The sequence below is a fragment of the Gilliamella sp. wkB112 genome (genome assembly GCF_001690685.1).
GTDB lineage: Bacteria > Pseudomonadota > Gammaproteobacteria > Enterobacterales > Orbaceae > Gilliamella > Gilliamella apicola_J.
Window position 1 is genome coordinate 1 of the sequence record NZ_LZGL01000015.1, and the last position, 18,584, is coordinate 18,584.

Annotated in this window: 16 protein-coding genes and 1 rRNA gene; 4 read left to right on the top strand and 13 right to left on the bottom strand. The window is 34.1% G+C overall.

Features of this window, described 5'->3' with window-relative positions; all coding sequences use genetic code 11:
* A 16S ribosomal RNA gene (locus A9G12_RS06365) occupies positions 1–910 on the bottom strand; the annotation flags it as partial.
* A 569-nt stretch (positions 911–1,479) separates the two neighbouring features.
* Here A9G12_RS06365 and A9G12_RS06370 point away from each other — a divergent pair.
* Positions 1,480–1,899, top strand: coding sequence for a hypothetical protein (locus A9G12_RS06370; protein ID WP_065565033.1), 420 nt, complete (start codon positions 1,480–1,482; stop codon positions 1,897–1,899).
* Positions 1,900–1,905: 6 nt separating this feature from the next.
* Here A9G12_RS06370 and A9G12_RS06375 read toward each other — a convergent pair whose 3' ends face one another.
* The 6 genes from A9G12_RS06375 to murA all read right to left on the bottom strand — a co-directional run bounded on the left by A9G12_RS06375 (position 1,906) and on the right by murA (position 7,502).
* A complete protein-coding gene (locus tag A9G12_RS06375) occupies positions 1,906–2,976 on the bottom strand; it encodes an acyltransferase family protein (RefSeq protein WP_065565034.1) in 1,071 nt (356 codons plus the stop codon).
* A 132-nt stretch (positions 2,977–3,108) separates the two neighbouring features.
* Positions 3,109–3,357 carry a GNAT family N-acetyltransferase gene (locus A9G12_RS06380; RefSeq protein WP_065565035.1) on the bottom strand — a complete coding sequence of 83 codons (249 nt, stop codon included), beginning with the start codon at positions 3,355–3,357 and terminating at the stop codon, positions 3,109–3,111.
* Positions 3,358–3,657: 300 nt separating this feature from the next.
* Entirely contained in the window at positions 3,658–4,620 is a 963-nt protein-coding gene (gene pfkA, locus A9G12_RS06385; RefSeq protein ID WP_065565036.1) for a 6-phosphofructokinase, read from the bottom strand.
* Positions 4,621–4,694: 74 nt separating this feature from the next.
* Entirely contained in the window at positions 4,695–5,609 is a 915-nt protein-coding gene (locus tag A9G12_RS06390) for a cation diffusion facilitator family transporter (RefSeq protein ID WP_065565037.1), read from the bottom strand.
* Between the two features lie 7 nt (positions 5,610–5,616).
* Positions 5,617–6,192: a DJ-1 family glyoxalase III gene (locus A9G12_RS06395; RefSeq protein WP_065565038.1), complete on the bottom strand. Its 576-nt coding sequence runs from the start codon at positions 6,190–6,192 to the stop codon at positions 5,617–5,619.
* 56 nt (positions 6,193–6,248) lie between these two features.
* A complete protein-coding gene (murA, locus tag A9G12_RS06400) occupies positions 6,249–7,502 on the bottom strand; it encodes a UDP-N-acetylglucosamine 1-carboxyvinyltransferase (protein WP_065565039.1) in 1,254 nt (417 codons plus the stop codon).
* Positions 7,503–7,989: 487 nt separating this feature from the next.
* On the opposite strand from murA, the gene A9G12_RS06405 reads away from it, so the two are divergent.
* Entirely contained in the window at positions 7,990–9,048 is a 1,059-nt protein-coding gene (locus tag A9G12_RS06405) for an FAD-binding protein (RefSeq protein ID WP_065565040.1), read from the top strand.
* A 68-nt stretch (positions 9,049–9,116) separates the two neighbouring features.
* Positions 9,117–9,767, top strand: coding sequence for a carbonate dehydratase (can, locus tag A9G12_RS06410; RefSeq protein WP_065565041.1), 651 nt, complete (start codon positions 9,117–9,119; stop codon positions 9,765–9,767).
* 22 nt (positions 9,768–9,789) lie between these two features.
* Here the strand turns inward: can and nrdG are convergent, their stop codons facing one another.
* The 5 genes from nrdG to trxA form a co-directional block, all read right to left on the bottom strand.
* A complete protein-coding gene (gene nrdG / locus A9G12_RS06415; RefSeq protein WP_065565042.1) occupies positions 9,790–10,254 on the bottom strand; it encodes an anaerobic ribonucleoside-triphosphate reductase-activating protein in 465 nt (154 codons plus the stop codon).
* 13 nt (positions 10,255–10,267) lie between these two features.
* Entirely contained in the window at positions 10,268–12,403 is a 2,136-nt protein-coding gene (gene nrdD, locus A9G12_RS06420) for an anaerobic ribonucleoside-triphosphate reductase (protein ID WP_065565043.1), read from the bottom strand.
* Positions 12,404–12,769: 366 nt separating this feature from the next.
* Positions 12,770–14,185, bottom strand: a complete 1,416-nt coding sequence (gene gndA / locus A9G12_RS06425; protein ID WP_065565044.1) for an NADP-dependent phosphogluconate dehydrogenase — start codon at positions 14,183–14,185, stop codon at positions 12,770–12,772.
* A 160-nt stretch (positions 14,186–14,345) separates the two neighbouring features.
* A complete protein-coding gene (gene rho, locus A9G12_RS06430) occupies positions 14,346–15,608 on the bottom strand; it encodes a transcription termination factor Rho (RefSeq protein WP_065565045.1) in 1,263 nt (420 codons plus the stop codon).
* A gap of 367 nt (positions 15,609–15,975) precedes the next feature.
* On the bottom strand, positions 15,976–16,302 hold the full coding sequence (gene trxA / locus A9G12_RS06435; protein WP_065565046.1) for a thioredoxin TrxA: 327 nt from the start codon (positions 16,300–16,302) through the stop codon (positions 15,976–15,978).
* Between the two features lie 91 nt (positions 16,303–16,393).
* Between trxA and rhlB the strand changes: the two genes are divergently transcribed.
* Positions 16,394–17,689, top strand: coding sequence for an ATP-dependent RNA helicase RhlB (gene rhlB / locus A9G12_RS06440; protein WP_442903474.1), 1,296 nt, complete (start codon positions 16,394–16,396; stop codon positions 17,687–17,689).
* Between the two features lie 38 nt (positions 17,690–17,727).
* Here rhlB and A9G12_RS06445 read toward each other — a convergent pair whose 3' ends face one another.
* Positions 17,728–18,336: a TfoX/Sxy family protein gene (locus tag A9G12_RS06445; protein WP_065565047.1), complete on the bottom strand. Its 609-nt coding sequence runs from the start codon at positions 18,334–18,336 to the stop codon at positions 17,728–17,730.
* Positions 18,337–18,584: the final 248 nt, after the last annotated feature.

An 18,584-nucleotide genomic window follows, 5' to 3' on the forward strand; every position in this document is an offset into this window, starting at 1 on the left:
TTGAGTTTTAACCTTGCGGCCGTACTCCCCAGGCGGTCGATTTATCGCGTTAGCTTCGGAGCCCATCACTCTAGGCAACAAACTCCAAATCGACATCGTTTACAGCGTGGACTACCAGGGTATCTAATCCTGTTTGCTCCCCACGCTTTCGCATCTCAGCGTCAGTATCTGTCCAGAAGGCCGCCTTCGCCACCGGTATTCCTCCACATCTCTACGCATTTCACCGCTACACGTGGAATTCTACCTTCCTCTACAATACTCCAGATGACCAGTTTTAAGTGCAATTCCTAGGTTAAGCCCAGGGCTTTCACACCTAACTTAATCATCCGCCTACATGCCCTTTACGCCCAGTCATTCCGATTAACGCTCGCACCCTCCGTATTACCGCGGCTGCTGGCACGGAGTTAGCCGGTGCTTCTTCTGTAATTAACGTCAATTGGCGCACCTATTAGATACACCACCTTCCTCATTACCGAAAGTACTTTACAACCCGAAGGCCTTCTTCATACACGCGGCATGGCTGCATCAGGGTTTCCCCCATTGTGCAATATTCCCCACTGCTGCCTCCCGTAGGAGTCTGGACCGTGTCTCAGTTCCAGTGTGGCTGGTCATCCTCTCAGACCAGCTAGAGATCGTCGCCTTGGTGAGCCCTTACCTCACCAACCAGCTAATCCCATATGGGTTCATCAAATGGCACATGGCCCGAAGGTCCCATGCTTTGGTTTCTCAACTTTATGAGGTATTAGCAGTCGTTTCCAACTGTTGTCCCTCGCCACTCGGCAGATCCCCATACATTACTCACCCGTCCGCCACTCGTCATCAAGTGCAAGCACTCATGTTACCGTTCGACTTGCATGTGTTAAGCCTGCCGCCAGCGTTCAATCTGAGCCATGATCAAACTCTTCAATTTAAAGTTTGATGCTCAATAACTGTCTCTGACATATTCAAATGAATCTTCAGTGTCACTTATCAAGACTTAATTTTTTAAGTCCGTAGACTTTTAATTTCTTCGTCTCGCAAGTGCCCACACAGATTGTCTGTTTCTTAATTTTTAAAGAGCTGACAGCCTATTTATTCTTAACCTTCCTCAACCTTTTCGCTGATTCAGTTTGCTGTCTCAAGGGCTGCGTATACTACGCTACACCTTCTTATTCGTCAAGATCTTTTTTCTAAAATTTCGATCCCGCTCACTAACTTGCCACTGTCTGATTGCTCATCACTGCGTGTCAGTGGATGCGCATTATAAGCACTTCTTTTTTTCCTGCAAGGGTTTATTACATTTTTTTTGCCGTTTGCACTTTTTTTCACCTGTTAAGGTTGTTATCGATATTAGCACCTCAATGACAAATAAGAAAATATTTACTTAAATTCAATAAGTTACTATTTTTCTATTTAATTATCTTTTTAATCTTGAATAGCAATTGATATACTCGTATTATCAATCATACATTTGTTATTAAATGCAAAATAGAGAAAACAATGAAAAGTTATGCAATATTATTAAGCATATTTTGTTCATTTACTGTTTATGCTGACGAAATGATATTCCGTTGTCCGGAAGCTGTGTATATTGATTCTGTAGTATTAGAAAATAATCAGTCTCTACCATTTAATGTAGAAGTAAATGAATTTAACCGACCTAAAGCTCATCTTGTTGGGGTGAATCTATATAATAATAGTCAAACTATGAAAACTGCTAAAAATGATGGCAAAAATTATTTTTGGAAAGAACTAAATAGTTATCATCAAGGCTTAAATGAATGGATATATTTTGTATGTATATATGAAAATAACGTTCAATTAACTAAAAAAGCTATTTATGTTTCTGAATGTAATGCTCATACTGTTTCATCTAATGATAAGAAATATTTAAAAAGTGCTGAATTTAAATGTGAATAGCTAGTATTAACGATAACCCCCAATAAGAAATTTAGCATTATTTTTGAAAATGAATTTTATCAAATTCGCAATAATGATACTGATCAATAGTGTCAACACAAGGAAACTAATCGCGCCTATTGAAGCTAATTGCCCATTATCTGTTTCAATTATATATCCTATTGGAGAATTAAAGAGTTGTTGTTCTAATGCCAAAACAATTATTTCATGAATAAAATAAATAGGAAAACTGATATTAGCCATATAAGAGAAAAAACAATAAATTTTTCCTTCATCTTCTTTATGATTTAAACTGTCTAAAAAATAAAGTGCCAATATAAATAAAATAATTTTTTGTAATGTATCTAAATAAAGATTTTCAATATCTAAATGGCTAACATAACGATAAGTAAAAGGTCCAAAAAAGCATAAACCAAAGAAGAAAATAAACAAAATTAGATTGTCTTTTACCGCTTTCATAATCAATTCATAATTTTGTCTTATCATCATTCCAGTCAAATAAACTGGTCCATAATGCAATAAGTTTAAAAAAGGTTGTGTATAATCGGGTTTGGTAAAAATCACTACCCAAAACATAGCAATCAAACCAGCAATAATTAAACTCTTTTTAGACCAATAATAAAGTAACGGCCCCATTAAATAGACAATAATGATCATCGGCATAAACCATAAAGGTAACAATTGAGTACCCGTCAACATCATTTTGGTTATAGTACTAACAATGCTAGGTTCTGTTGATGAATACCAAGGTAAATCCGATAAATATTGATAATGAAAAAAAAGAAAACAAAAAATAGATACTGAAATATAAGGGCATATTACTGTTTTAAATTTAGATAAATAATATGTTTTGGTATTAAATTTATAAGTTAGGTGTTGAAATAAAAAACCAGCAATTAATACAAAAAAAGTTGTGAAATTAAAGGCAAATAAATTCAAAAAGGAAAATAAATAGCTACTCACAATTAAATTAGTATTTTTAAACACTCCTAGACAGTGACTAAAAACAATCATAATAATCGCTACACCACGTAATACATGAATAGATTTAATTTTTTGCGCTTTTTGTGTTGCCATGTTTGACATTGAGAAAACAATAAATATAAATTGCCATACATTATCATATATTCATTCGTTTATGACTAGCATTTACAAAATAATATATGAGTATAAGTTATAAAATCTAAGCAATATAGGGAAAATAAAAATTTATTTAACTAATTTTTTGACTGCAAATGAACATAATGGAATAATCTCGCGATTTTCTTGTTGTAATGTTTTAACAACTAGCTCCAATAATTTATCCGCAATTCCTTGCCCCCGATAATTAGGATCAACATAAGTATGATCGATTGTTGCTTTTTTTTGCCCTATTCGAGTAAATGTCATTTCGCCTATTTCTTGATCATCATTACGAACATAAAATCGATTATTAGCTTCTAAGTAATGCAATGACATAAAATTTCCACCCTAAAATTTATTTATTATGAAATCTAGCGCCACCGTATTAGTGATAAGAATTTTCATATCCTTAAATAGTAAATAATTGTCAACTTATTAACAATAAATCACAAAAAAACCATTCTTCTATCATCATGATTTAATGTTAATTTTATAAAAAAGTTAATTAAATATTAGTTCTAAATACTAATAAGGTGAATATTTAAAAACGCAAGTAAAATCACTTAACGCATTAATTATTCACCAATAATAAAACAAATTTATTTTTAGTGCCAAATTAATTGGCAAAATTGATAATTAAAATAACCTTTTCGCTGTATTGAAAAGATCCACATCAAATGGACGCTTCATGTTATTAAGTACTTCCAAGATATCATGGTGAACTAATTTACCATTTTGTACACCAACGCTCCTACCTGCATGACCTTCTAACAATAATTCAACAGCATAAGCTCCCATTCTTGAACCTAAAATGCGATCATAAGGAACCGGTGAACCACCTCGTTGAACATGACCTAATACGGTTGCGCGGGTTTCATGATGAACTGCATTTTCAATATCTTTAGCAAGTTGATTTACATCACACATATGTTCTGTTACTGCAACAATCGCATGTTTTTTACCTTTAGCAAAACCAAGTTTGATTTCTTCAATCAAATCTTCTTTGGTAAAGGCGACCTCAGGAATAATCATGAACTCACACCCACCAGCAACAGCAGCATTTAAGGTTAAGTCACCACAATCTCTTCCCATAATTTCAATAACAGAAATTCTCTGATGAGAAGAACAGGTATCGCGTAATTTATCAATTGCTTCCACAGCAGTACTAAGTGCAGTAAAGTAGCCAATTGTATAATCTGTACCACGAATATCATTATCAATAGTGCCTGGCAATCCAATACATGGAAAGCCTTCTTCGGTTAACCTCATTGCTCCCATGTAAGAACCATCTCCACCAATGACAACTAATGCATCAATTTGATGTTTTTTTAAGTTTTCAATACCTCTTTCTCGAACAGACTTATCTTTAAACTCTGGGAATCTAGCTGACCCCAAAAAAGTCCCACCACGAGTGATAATATCTGAAACACTATAGCGATCTAGCTTAGTAATTCTATTCTCACAGAGTCCCAAATAACCATCATAAATACCAAACACGTCCAAACCTTCCGTTAATGCAGTTCGCACAACTCCACGAATAGCTGCATTCATTCCCGGTGCATCACCACCACTGGTTAAAATACCTATTTTTTTTATCATATAAAATAACTCCAGATTATTAAATCTTAGTTATTATAGTTTCTTAAAAGGTAACTAACAATAGATGATAAAAGCTATTTTGGTTGATTTTTGATGTACATCATTTCAACGGGGACAACTGAAAGTGGATCTTGGTGGATAATAACTATCGCGGGTGAAAATTCTTTAGAAATCAATTTCTCAATACTATCAGCAATAGCATGAGCTTTAATTAAAGGCATATTGTCATCAAGTTCAATATGTAATTGAATAAATTTTACTGGGCCCGCCTGTCTGGTTTTTAAATCATGGAATCCATGTACTTCGGGAAATGAAGCTACAATATCTGCTACTTTCATGTTATCGCCATCAGGCAAGGCTCTATCAAGCAAATCTTGAATTGCATTATAAGCAATTTTATAAGCATTATAAAAAATAAATAAAGCAATAAAAAATGCAAAAGCAGCATCAGCAAAAGTAATACCATACCAACTTAAACCTAATGCAAATATAACGGCTATATTCATAAACATATCCGATGAGTAGTGTAGCATATCTGCCTGAATCGCTTTACTCTTAGTTAACGTTATAACATATTTTTGATATATAACTAGAATACAGGTGATCACCGTAGAAATTGCCGATATGATAATCCCTAATAGCGGTAATTCAATATCACTAGGGTGAATTATAGACTTTATACTCGACAACAGTAAAATAGAAGCAGAACCAATAATAAAAGTACTTTGCGCTAATGCTGCCAACGATTCAGCCTTGCCATGACCAAAAGTATGATCATCATCAGCCGGTTTAAGAGCATAACGCACTAAAAAGAAATTAAGACCCGAAGCCAATAAATCGATACTAGAATCAAGCAGTGAAGCAAACAAACTCATCGAACCGGTTAACCAACAAGTGATAAGTTTAATAATAATTAAAAAAATAGAGACTAAAACAGCACATAATGTCGCTCTTTTAACCGACTTTTCGTACAAATAGGAATTTCGCATTTGGTACCTATTGATAACAGTCTATACCTGTTGGCAGAATTAATTGTTGAGCTACTTCGGCTGCCTTTGCTCGACCTAATAAAACTTCTATAATTTTTAAAGCAAAGTCCATTGAAGTTGCTGGACCTTGACTAGTAATAATCTTATTTTTTTCATCAAAATAAACTCGATCATCTTTCCACAACTTAATTGTACCTTTAGTTGAAGGATAACCTGTCATATAAGCTTGAGGGAATAAATTATGATATTGCAAAACCATTGCCGGTGAAGCACAAATTGCCGCGACGATATTACCTTTCTGATGAGTTTGTTTTAATTTATCAATTAATGCAGAACATTCTCGAAAATTTTCGGCGCCTTTTACTCCACCAGGTAAAATAACGACATCATAGTCAATATTTTTAACTTGCGACAAAGTTTTTTGAGCTAAAATAGTCACACCACGTGAGCATTCAATCTCACGGCAATCTGAAATACTAGCAATGGTGACTTTAACTCCAGCTCGCGTTAATAAATCCATAGCTGTAACCGCTTCAGTTTCTTCACAACCATTTGATAAAAATACCAATGCATGTTTTGTCATTATTACGCTCCCTTTTAGGCAAAAACTTTATACAAGTTTTTGATATTGAAATGAAATCATTTTGTTCTTTCTATATTAGCACCTAACTTTCTAAGTTTTTCCTCTATGTTGTCATAGCCCCGATCAATATGATAAATACGCTCAACCATCGTTGAGCCATCGGCAATACAACCAGCTAAAACTAAACTGGCCGAAGCACGCAGATCTGTTGCCATCACTTGTGCGCCACTTAGTTTATCGACGCCATGAGTAATTAATGTATTACCTTCAATTTCCGCTCTCGCTCCCATGCGAATCAACTCTGGCACATGCATAAATCGATTTTCAAAAATTGTTTCTTTAATAATGCCAGTACCTTCAGCAACCATATTCAATAGTGAAAACTGTGCTTGCATGTCGGTTGGAAAACCTGGATGTGGTGCTGTATGAATATTAACGGCTTTTGCCCGTTTACCTTGCATATCTAAACTAATCCAATCTTCACCAATTTCAATACTTGCTCCAGCTTCTTTCAATTTTGATAAAACAGCATCTAGTAAAGCGGGATCTGTTTTTCGACAAGTAATTTTACCTTTTGATATTGCTGCAGCCACTAAAAATGTACCAGTTTCAATACGATCGGCAACAATTTTATGAACTCCACCTGTTAACTTTTCTACACCTTCAATTTCAATGCGAACTGTGCCAGCTCCGCTAATTTTTGCACCTAACGTATTTAAGAATTTTGCCGTATCAACAATTTCTGGTTCACATGCAGCATTTTCAATTATGGTTTTCCCTTCGGCTAAAGTGGCTGCCGACATAATGGTTACAGTTGCCCCTACACTAACTTTATCCATTACAATATGCGCCGCTTTTAATCGTCCGGCCACAGAGGCTTTGACATACCCTTCATCAAGGGTGATAGTTGCACCTAATTGCTGTAAGCCGCTAATATGCAAATCAACAGGTCTGGCACCGATAGCACAACCACCAGGTAATGAAACTTGACCTTGACCAAAGCGAGCGACTAGTGGACCTAAAGCCCAAATCGATGCACGCATGGTTTTGACAAGTTCATAAGGTGCACAGTAATTATCAAGATGACTAGCATCAAGATAAACAGAACCATTTCGTTGACATTTAACACCTAATTGGCTTAATAATTCCAAAGTAGTATCTATATCTCTTAACTTGGGAACATTTTGTATTTCCACGGGTTCTTCAGCCAAAATTGCTGCAAATAAAATTGGTAACGCGGCGTTTTTAGCGCCAGAAATAATCACTTCACCATTTAATGAAGTTGGACCTGAAACATGAAACCTTTCCATTATTAACTCTTATACATGATAAATGGCGTGTATTATAAAAGCTATTTACTCAGAGATAAATCAATTTAATAAAATATATCCTTATATTTCTTTTGAGTAGAATTGTATTTACTATGCATAACTTAACTTTCATAAAAGGAGTAAAATTAAAATCACGATTACAATCTTCATGGTATAAAAATATGAGTTCAAACCAAGGTTAGTACCTTAACATTAACCATATTATTAGTTATTTGCTTAACACAACCATTTGCAAAATTAAATTAATTAATTAATTTGAAAATAATCACAGAATAAAGCTCAGCAATAATATTAATCAATAATAATATCATCTCCATTTTAAATCTTATATTTAAACGTATAGTGAATCTGAAACATTTTTACAAAATTAGATAATGAGTAGATTAATATCTCTAATAGCCACATATGTTTTAATTTGATAACATAAACAATCCTCGAAAGTTATCATCTTAATGACAAATAATATATGGATTACGATATTGCAATCATTGGTCTTGGCCCAGCAGGTAGCACATTAGCACGCCTACTTAACCCATCGTTTAAAGTTATTGCTTTAGATAAAAAACAACAAGAAGGTAATGAAGGCTTTCGTAAACCTTGTGGTGGATTATTAGCTAATGATGCACAAAAGGCATTCATTCGCCAACAAATCAACTTACCAATTGATATTTTAACCAACCCACAAATTTTTAGTGTTAAAACCTTTGATCTCCAAACAAATTTAGTTCGTAATTATCAGCGTAGCTATGTAAACTTTGATCGGCAAAAATTTGATCTGTGGCTAAAATCACTAATACCGTCAAATGTGACTGTTTTCCATAATACCTTATGCAAAGAAGTTAGACGTATTATCGATGGTTATCAAATTACCTACGTTAGCAATGATAAAGTTGAACACAAGGTTACAGCTAAATATGTGGTGGGTGCTGATGGGGCCAATTCTATTGTAAGGAGAATGCGCTATCCTAATCATAGTATTAGGCAATATGTTGCTATCCAACAATGGTTTAGCGAAAAACATCCAATTCCTTTTTATTCTTGTATTTTTGATAATAAATTAACCAACTGCTATGCTTGGAGTATATCTAAAGATGGTTATTTTATTTTCGGTGGTGCTTTCCCGAAAAAAAATGCTAATCAACATTTTGAATTATTAAAAGAAAAATTAACTAAACATGGTTTTATTTTCGGTACCCCACTTAAAACTGAAAAATGCCTTGTGGTTTATCCAAACCGCTTGCGTGATTTTTATACTGGTAATGAAAATATATTCTTAATTGGTGAAGCCGCCGGATTTATTAGTGCTAGTTCTTTAGAAGGAATAAGTTATGCACTTGATAGTGCAGAAATACTAAGTAAAATTTTAAATAGTGGTCATCCAAAACCTAATAATTGTTATTATCAAAGGACTATTCCACTACGTTTAAAACTATATAGCAAAATAATCAAAGCAAAAATTATAACTACGCCATTATGGCGCAAGTTGATTATGCGAAGTAAATTTCAGCATATTAAAATCAATTAAGCACCGAGGAATTAATATCAATAAATAGACCAAATCCAAATATTAATATATACGAGGTAATAGCTATTATGTTTGATGTAAAAGATTTGATTCGCTTTAATCACGAATGGTCAGAAAAAATACAACAAGAAGATCCTAATTTTTTCAAACAATTAGCTGTTACACAAAACCCCAAATTTTTATGGATTGGTTGTTCAGATAGCCGTGTTCCAGCAGAAAAACTGATAAAACTTAAGCCAGGTGAGCTGTTCGTGCACCGCAATGTTGGTAATCAGGTTATTCATACCGATTTGAATTGTTTATCAGTGGTTCAATATGCTGTAGATGTTTTAAAAATTACTGATATTATTGTCTGTGGTCATTTAGATTGCGGAGGTATTCGTGCTGCAGTCGAAAATCCTGACTTAGGTCTAATCAATAATTGGTTACTGCATATTCGAGATTTATGGTTTCGCTATAGTTGGTTAATCGGAGAATTCCCTGCCCACACACGTATGGACATTTTATGTGAGTTAAATGTTATTGAACAAGTTTATAACTTAGGTCATTCAACTATTATTCAGTCTGCGTGGCAACAAGGCCAAAAAGTAAATCTACATGGATGGGTTTATGGCATAAATAACGGTAAAATTACTGATCTACATATTAGCTCATCAAGTAGTGAAAACCTTGAAATCAATTACCGTGAAGCAATTTCATATCTATTAAACCAACATTAACCGCTAACACCATATAATTAGATTATTTAAAACGGTAAATAACTTGATTACTACTACCTCGCCAAAGCAATTTGGGATCAGCCAGTTCCTGAACAAACTTGCCATCAATTAACACGTCAATATACGATACGACTTCTTGTTGTTCCGGAGTTAATTCGTCAAGTTTATAGCCAGTCCAAAGCCAAATATCTTTATTATGGCATTCTGTTTTAACCCGTTTGACCAGTTCAAGAATAGTTGGCACATTTTGTGGATGTAATGGATCACCGCCAGAGAGGGTTAATCCCTGACGTTTTATCTCAGTATCTTGCAGATCTTTAATAATTTGATCTTCTAGAGCCTGCGTAAATGGCGAACCAGAATTTAATCCCCATGTACTTTTGTTATAACAACCACGGCATTGATGTACACACCCGGCAACAAAAAGTACACAGCGAGTTCCTTCGCCATTAACAACATCAACAGGATAATAACGATGATAATTCATAACTCATTTATTATTAACCAATTTGACCATTATTTAAATGTTTAACACGGCGTTTAACTTCTTCTTGTTTACCTGCGTTAAATGGACGAGCATCAGGGCTACCTAAATAACCACACACTCGACGAGTGACTGAAACTTTAGATGAATCATGATTACCACAACTTGGGCAAACGAAACCCTTACTGGTACATGAGAACTCACCGGCATAACCACATTCATAACACTCATCAATTGGAGTATTAGTACCATAATAAGGAACTCGAGTATAACTGTAATCCCACACATCTTCTAACGCTTTAACATTATTAATCATGTTTGGATATTCGCCATAACAAATAAATCCACCACTCGCGATAGCAGGGTACGGTTTTTCAAACTCAATTTTTTCGTATGGATTAACTTTTTTCTCAACATCTAAATGGAAACTGTTGGTATAGTAACCTTTATCTGTCACTCCAGGAATTATGCCAAATTCAGCAGTATCTAAACGACAGAATCGGTCACATAAGTTTTCACTTGGCGTGCTATATAAACTAAATCCGTAGCCTGTTTCATCTTTCCACTGTTCAACAGCTTTATGTAAACGTTCAACGATAGCTACTCCTTTCTCACGTAAAGTATCACTATCAAATGGATGAGTTTTATTACCATAAAGTGCATTTAACGTTTCATGAATACCTATATAACCTAAAGAAATTGATGCACGACCATTTTTAAATATTTCAGATACACTATCATCTTCTTTAAGTCGAACACCACACGCGCCTTCCATATACAAAATAGGGGCAACACGAGCTTTAACGCCATCTAAACGAGCTATACGAGTCATCAAGGCTTTTTTGCATAGTTCTAAACGTTTATCTAATAATTCCCAAAAATAGGTTTCATCACCGTGCGCTTCAATGGCAATACGTGGCAAGTTTAAGCTAATTACACCTAAATTATTACGACCATCATGAATTTGCTTACCATCTTCTTCATATACTCCTAAAAAGCTGCGGCACCCCATTGGTGTTTTAAATGATCCAGTAACTTCTACGACTTTGTCATAATTTAAAATATCAGGATACATACGTTTACTTGCACACTCTAAAGCAAGTTGTTTAATGTCATAATTAGCATCTTCAGGTTTATGATTAATACCATCTTTGATCGCAAATACCAATTTTGGGAACACCGCAGTTTTATGATTTTTACCAAGACCTTTAAGACGAATTTTTAAAATAGATTCTTGTATCAAACGTGATTCCCAACTAGTACCCAATCCAAAACCAAAAGTAACGAATGGTGTTTGCCCATTAGCAGTATGTAATGTGTTGACTTCATATTCAAGCGATTGAAATGCATCATAACACTCTTTCTGAGTACGGCTTTCTGCATAAGCTTCCGGATTAGCAATTTGCCATTCTTCAGCAACTTGTTTATGCTTTTGATAACTAATAGTTACAAATTTTGCTAAAATTTCATCAATACGATTTATAGTAGTACCACCATAAATATGGCTAGCAACTTGAGCAATAATTTGTGCAGTTACAGCTGTGGCGGTAGCAATCGATTTTGGTGGTTCAATTTCAGCATTTCCCATTTTGAAACCATTTGTCAACATACCATCTAAATCAATTAACATGCAATTAAACATTGGGAAAAATGGTGCATAATCTAAATCATGATAATGAATCTCCCCACAATCATGAGCTCGCGAAATTTCTTTAGGTAAAATATATTGTTTAGCATAGTGTTTAGCAACAATACCTGCGAGTAAATCACGCTGAGTTGGGATTACTTTACTGTCTTTATTGGCATTTTCATTAAGAATCGCAACATTACTTTGTTCAATTAATCCACGAATATCTTGGTTGAGTCGACTACGTTCTTCTCGAGCACGATCTCGATCATGTCGATATTCAATATATTTTCTTGCTAACTTCTTATAAGGACCTGACATTAATTGATTTTCAACAGCATTTTGGATCTCATTAATGTCTACACTCTCACGTTCAGACATTTGATTAGTGACTACGCGGGCAACCGCTGCACAATAATCAGAATCATTAACATTCGCGGCTACCGCCGCTTTAACTATGGCATCTCTGATTCGTGTCTCATTAAATGCAGTTTGACAACCATCACGTTTAATTACTACAGGCATAACCACTCCTTAACATTCATTCTTAATTACCTCATAACAGAGGTTTTTATAGCAAAATTAATATTCCTGTTATAATTTAAACAACTATTTTTATCAGAATATTATTCTCTTTTTTAATATAGACAGAGACTTTACATTACTTGAGGAACACTATATATAGTGAATTTGTGATAATTATACACTGTATATTGTGTTTTTCTAGGTTTTTTAATAAATAAATTACTTGACAGCGATAAGACCAATATTTACAAGTATTTCCCCAAAAGATAACTTTATGGATGAATTAAGATATGAAATAAAAAAGAGCACAAGAACTATCTTGCGCTCGTATTAATTATTAAAAAGTAGAGATTAAATACAATAAGATTATGATTTAGTACCGAGCCAATCAGTATGGAATGTACCTTCCTTATCAATACGCCTATAAGTATGAGCCCCAAAATAATCTCTCTGTGCTTGAATTAAATTGGCAGGTAATACTGCTGAACGATAACTATCGTAATAAGCAATTGCAGCTGATAAGGTTGGAACAGCAATCCCTTGTTGTATAGATAAAGAAACCACATCACGTAGAGACTGTTGATAGGCATCGACTGTTTGTCTAAAATAAGGAGCTAGTAATAAATTATTAATATCATTATTATCTGTATAAGCATCAGTAATTTTTTGTAAGAATTGCGCGCGAATAATACACCCAGATCTAAATATTTTAGCTATTTCGCCATAATTTAAATGCCAGTTATATTGTTCTGATGCTGCTTTTAATTGTGCAAAACCCTGTGCGTAAGAGATAATTTTACCCATATATAGAGCTTTGCGAACTTTCTCAATTAATTCTTTTTTATCACCTGAATAATCACTTAATTTTGGCCCTTTTAAAACTTTTGCGGCAGCAACACGTTGATCTTTAATCGCAGAAATATAACGAGCAAATACTGACTCTGTAATTAATGATAATGGTTCACCTAAATCTAAAGCACTTTGGCTTGTCCATTTACCAGTACCTTTATTACCAGCCGCATCCAAAATCATATCAATTAAATAATTACCTGTTTCATCTTTATATTTAAAGATGTCTGCAGTAATTTCAATTAAATAACTATCCAACTCACCTTTATTCCATTCAGTGAAAACGTGAGCAAGCTCTTCATTAGTTAAACCTACCACATGTTTTAACACTGAATAACTTTCAGCAATAAGTTGCATATCACCATATTCAATACCGTTGTGCGCCATTTTAACATAATGACCTGCACCATTCGGACCAATATAAGTAACACAGGGTTCACCATTATATGTTGCCGCAATTTTTTCCAAAACAGGGGCAACTAAATCATAAGCCGCTTTTTGACCACCAGGCATAATTGAAGGACCTTTCAATGCTCCCTCTTCACCACCAGAAACTCCTGCTCCTATAAAATTAAAACCCTCATCAGAAAGCAACTTATTACGACGAATAGTATCCTCAAAGTAGGCATTACCACCATCAATAATAATATCACCTTTATCTAATAATGGGCGCAACTCATCAATCACTGCGTCAGTACCTTTACCGGCTTGTACCATAATAAGGATCCGCCGCGGCTTTGCCAACGAATTGACAAAATCTTCAATCGTAAAAAAAGGAACCAATTGTTTATCAGAATGTTCGGCTATTACTTCTGCTGTTTTTTCTTTAGAACGATTATAAATAGAAACAGAAAACCCTCGACTTTCAATATTAAGTGCTAGATTTCGCCCCATAACCGCCATTCCAATAACACCGATTTGTTGCTTAGACATGATTTGGCTCCTTTAATTAATCGCATATAACCTTAATAATAAGGTTTCAACAACAACCTAAATAAATTTAGGTTGAATAATAATACCCATGTATTTTGCCATAAAAAAGCCGTATCAATAAATACGGCTTTCTTTAGCTACTTTATAATAACTATAACCATCATGAACGTTTCATCATTTCGAAAAACTCGTCATTAGTTTTAGTCATGGCAAGTTTATCAATTAAGAATTCCATTGCATCAATTTCACCCATAGGGTTAAGAATTTTACGTAAAATCCACATTTTTTGTAATTCATCTGGCGAAGTCATTAAATCTTCTTTACGCGTACCTGAACGATTGAAATCAATCGCAGGGAATACCCGACGTTCAGCAATTTTACGCGATAAATGGACTTCCATATTGCCCGTACCCTTGAACTCTTCGTAAATAACTTCATCCATTTTGGAACCAGTATCAATCAGAGCCGTTGCAATAATGGTTAAACTACCACCTTCTTCTACATTACGTGCGGCCCCAAAAAAACGTTTCGGGCGATGCAATGCATTAGCATCCACACCACCAGTTAATACTTTACCCGATGATGGAACAACAGTGTTATACGCTCTAGCTAAACGTGTAATTGAATCTAATAGAATAATCACATCTTTTTTATGCTCAACCAGACGTTTAGCGCGTTCAATAACCATCTCGGCAACTTGAACATGCCTTGCTGCAGGCTCATCAAATGTTGAGGCTACTACTTCCCCTTTAACTAACCGCTGCATTTCAGTCACTTCTTCCGGACGTTCATCAATCATTAATACAACTAATTCACATTCAGGATGATTTACGGCTAAACTTTGAGCTATGTTTTGTAACAACATAGTTTTACCAGCTTTAGGTGGGGCTACAATCAAACCACGTTGACCTTTACCAATTGGAGAAGCCAAATCAAGCACCCTAGCGGTAATGTCTTCAGTCGAACCATTGCCACGTTCCATACGTAAGCGAGAATTAGGGTGAAGGGGAGTTAAGTTTTCAAATAGGATTTTATTGCGGGCATCTTCTGGTTTATCATGATTTACTTCATTAACTTTCAGTAAAGCAAAATAACGCTCACCCTCTTTTGGCGGTCGGATTTTACCCGCAATAGTATCACCCGTTCTTAAATTAAATCGCCGAATTTGACTTGGCGATACATAAATATCATCAGGTCCAGCTAAATAAGAGCTATCGGCTGAACGTAAAAATCCGAATCCATCTTGCAAAATTTCCAGAACACCATCACCAAAAATATCTTCACCACTTTTAGCATGTTGTTTAAGAATTGCAAAAATAATGTCTTGTTTTCTCAGGCGGGCCAGATTTTCAAGCCCCATTGTTTTTTCACCAAGCGTTACCAGCTCGGAAACAGAAGTGTTTTTTAATTCAGTTAAATTCATAATTTTAAAAAATTCTTGAGGATAAAATTGATATGTTTACAACTAATGCTAGTTTTATATATTTGTTTCATTTATTTATTAAATTTTACTCTTTCTGACATCACTTAAATGCTATTGTTTGTGATACTTTCAATGATATTAAATTTCTGAAAATAGAATTTTTCATCACTTTATCAAGAATAACAATGAATGGCAGATAGGCTTTTTGTAAGAAAGTAGCAATTTACACTAAAAATAGAATAATGTCCATACTTTATTAAGTATGTTTTTTAAATCAATAATATTTAGTTATTATGTTTTTTTAAGAGTAATCCACAGGGCGTTACTCTTAAAATTTTATAGCATTATAGATACAGCTATTAAACTATTATAAGTGGGCTTCAATAAAATTTTTAAGTTGCACTTTAGACAAAGCCCCGACTTGCGTTGCCACTACTTGCCCATTTTTGAAAATCAACAATGTTGGAATTCCACGAATGCCGAATTTCGGTGAAACATTAGGGTTTTCTTCAACATTTAATTTAGCAAATACCATTTTATCACTATATTCTTGCGCTACTTCTTCTAAGATTGGGGCAACCATTTTACAAGGACCACACCATTCTGCCCAAAAGTCTACCAATACCGGTTGAGTTGAATCATTGACAGTTGTATCGAAATTTGCCTCTGAAAGTGAAACAATATTTTTACTCATTTAGTTTATCTCCAAATTTTATTTGTTTTAATATTAAGAAATTTTATATTTTTTTACTAGCGATTAATACAATAGGACATAATTATTAGTGATGTTGCTATTCCGAATATGTTATAATCAAACAACTTTGATAATTATACTTGAAACCACTATGATTCAATCATATCTAACAAAAACAACTTTTAGTCAGTTTCCACTTCATCCTTTAATAATAAAAGCACTAGAAAAACAAGGTTTTGTAAATTGTACTCCAATTCAAGAAAAAACATTACCATTAACTAGTAAAGGAGTTGATATTGCCGGACAAGGGCAAACAGGGACAGGCAAAACAATCGCGTTTTTGGCATCAACTTTTAATTATTTATTGAATCATACCCCATTACCTGAACATAAAACTAACCAACCTCGAGCTATCATTATTGCACCAACGCGTGAATTAGTTGTACAAATATTCCATGATGCCGAAGCACTATCGGCGGAAACTGGAATTAAACTAGGACTAGCCTTTGGTGGTGATGGTTATGACAAGCAGTTAAAAATGCTAGCTGCAGGTGTAGATATTTTAGTTGCAACAACAGGACGATTAATTGATTACGCTAAGCAAAATTACATCAATCTAGATGCCATCCAAGTTGCGGTATTAGACGAAGCTGATCGTATGTTTGACTTAGGATTTATACGTGATGTCCGTTGGATTTTTAAACATATGACTCCACCACAACAACGTTTGACCATGTTATTTTCTGCTACTCTTACTCATAGTGTTCGCGAATTGGCCTTTGAACATATGAATAATCCACAATATGTTGAAGTAGAGCCTGAACAAAAAATTGGTCATCGAATCAAAGAAGAACTATTTTTCCCATCTAATGAAGATAAATTAGCCTTGTTGCAAACCTTAATTGAAGAAGAGTGGCCGGAGCGATGTATTGTATTTGCCAATACTAAAGTTGCATGCGAAAAAATCTGGCGTCATCTAGTTGCTGATGGTCACCGTGTTGGCTTACTAACAGGAGATATTGCTCAGAAAAAACGGTTAGCGATTTTAGAACAGTTTACAAAAGGTGATCTTGATATTTTAGTTGCCACCGATGTTGCTGCCCGTGGTTTACATATTCCCAATGTTACCCATGTATTCAATTATGATCTTCCGGATGATTGTGATGATTATAGACATCGCATAGGTCGAACCGGACGAGCAGGAGCTGAAGGGAATTCAATTTCACTGGCTTGTGAGCGTTATTCACAAAATCTTCCTGCAATTGAAAAGGCGATAGAACATTCTATTCCAGTAAGTCAATATGATCCTACAGCACTATTAGTTGATTTGCCTATGCCAAAAGTATTTAAGAGAACTTTTCATAGAAAAACGACTTTAAAGAAATAATGGAATGGTTGCCATATCAATATTAATTATTGATGCATTTATAGCAATTTTTCTAAAAAACATTGATAATTTAATTTGAGCTCATCTTTTTTAGTTTGGGATAATGAAGCCACATGCCGTCGGTGTAATGAAGCATACAAGCTAAATAAAATATTAATTGAAATACTTGTTTTTTTAGTCTTTATTCTATGATAAGCCTCAAGATAACCGATTTCATGAAATATCGGAATATTTTTAATGCCAACACTAAATAATAATCTTTCTAATGACAATGTCATATTAGGTAATTCTTTTATTCGTTGTTCTTTAAGTTTATTTTTTTCATTTTGTTCATATTCTGCGCATTCAATTACCATTTTTACAATAGTGTGTAGTTTCTTGCGATCACAAAATAGTTCTTTATCGACTCTATAATAATCTAGTAATTTCATGGAAATACCTGTCGGTAAACTTAATGGTTGCATACCTGAATCAATAAATAGAGAACGATAATTTGAATGACCTCTTAAATAAAGGTCACCTTTCCCGATCCAACCGAACATGATTTCTTTACTATTAATACTAAATCCACCAAAAAATGTTTTAATTGAAACATCATCAAAACAAGAAAATTCTTGTAGAATTTGATTAGCAAATTTTACATTCATAATTTAATTCCACCTCACTTATTATTTTAAATAACATAAATCACTTACTTTTAAATTTAAACTATAGTAATTTTTCTAATACTCAACCTATTTTTTGAATCGATTCATGATTATGAGATCTACATTCCATAAATGGGTAATAAATAATGATAAAAATAAATTAAAAATGCTTTAACGTTGTTATTCGCTGTTAATAATTATACAATCACATACAATTAATTAATAAAATTCACTTTTATCCGATAAAA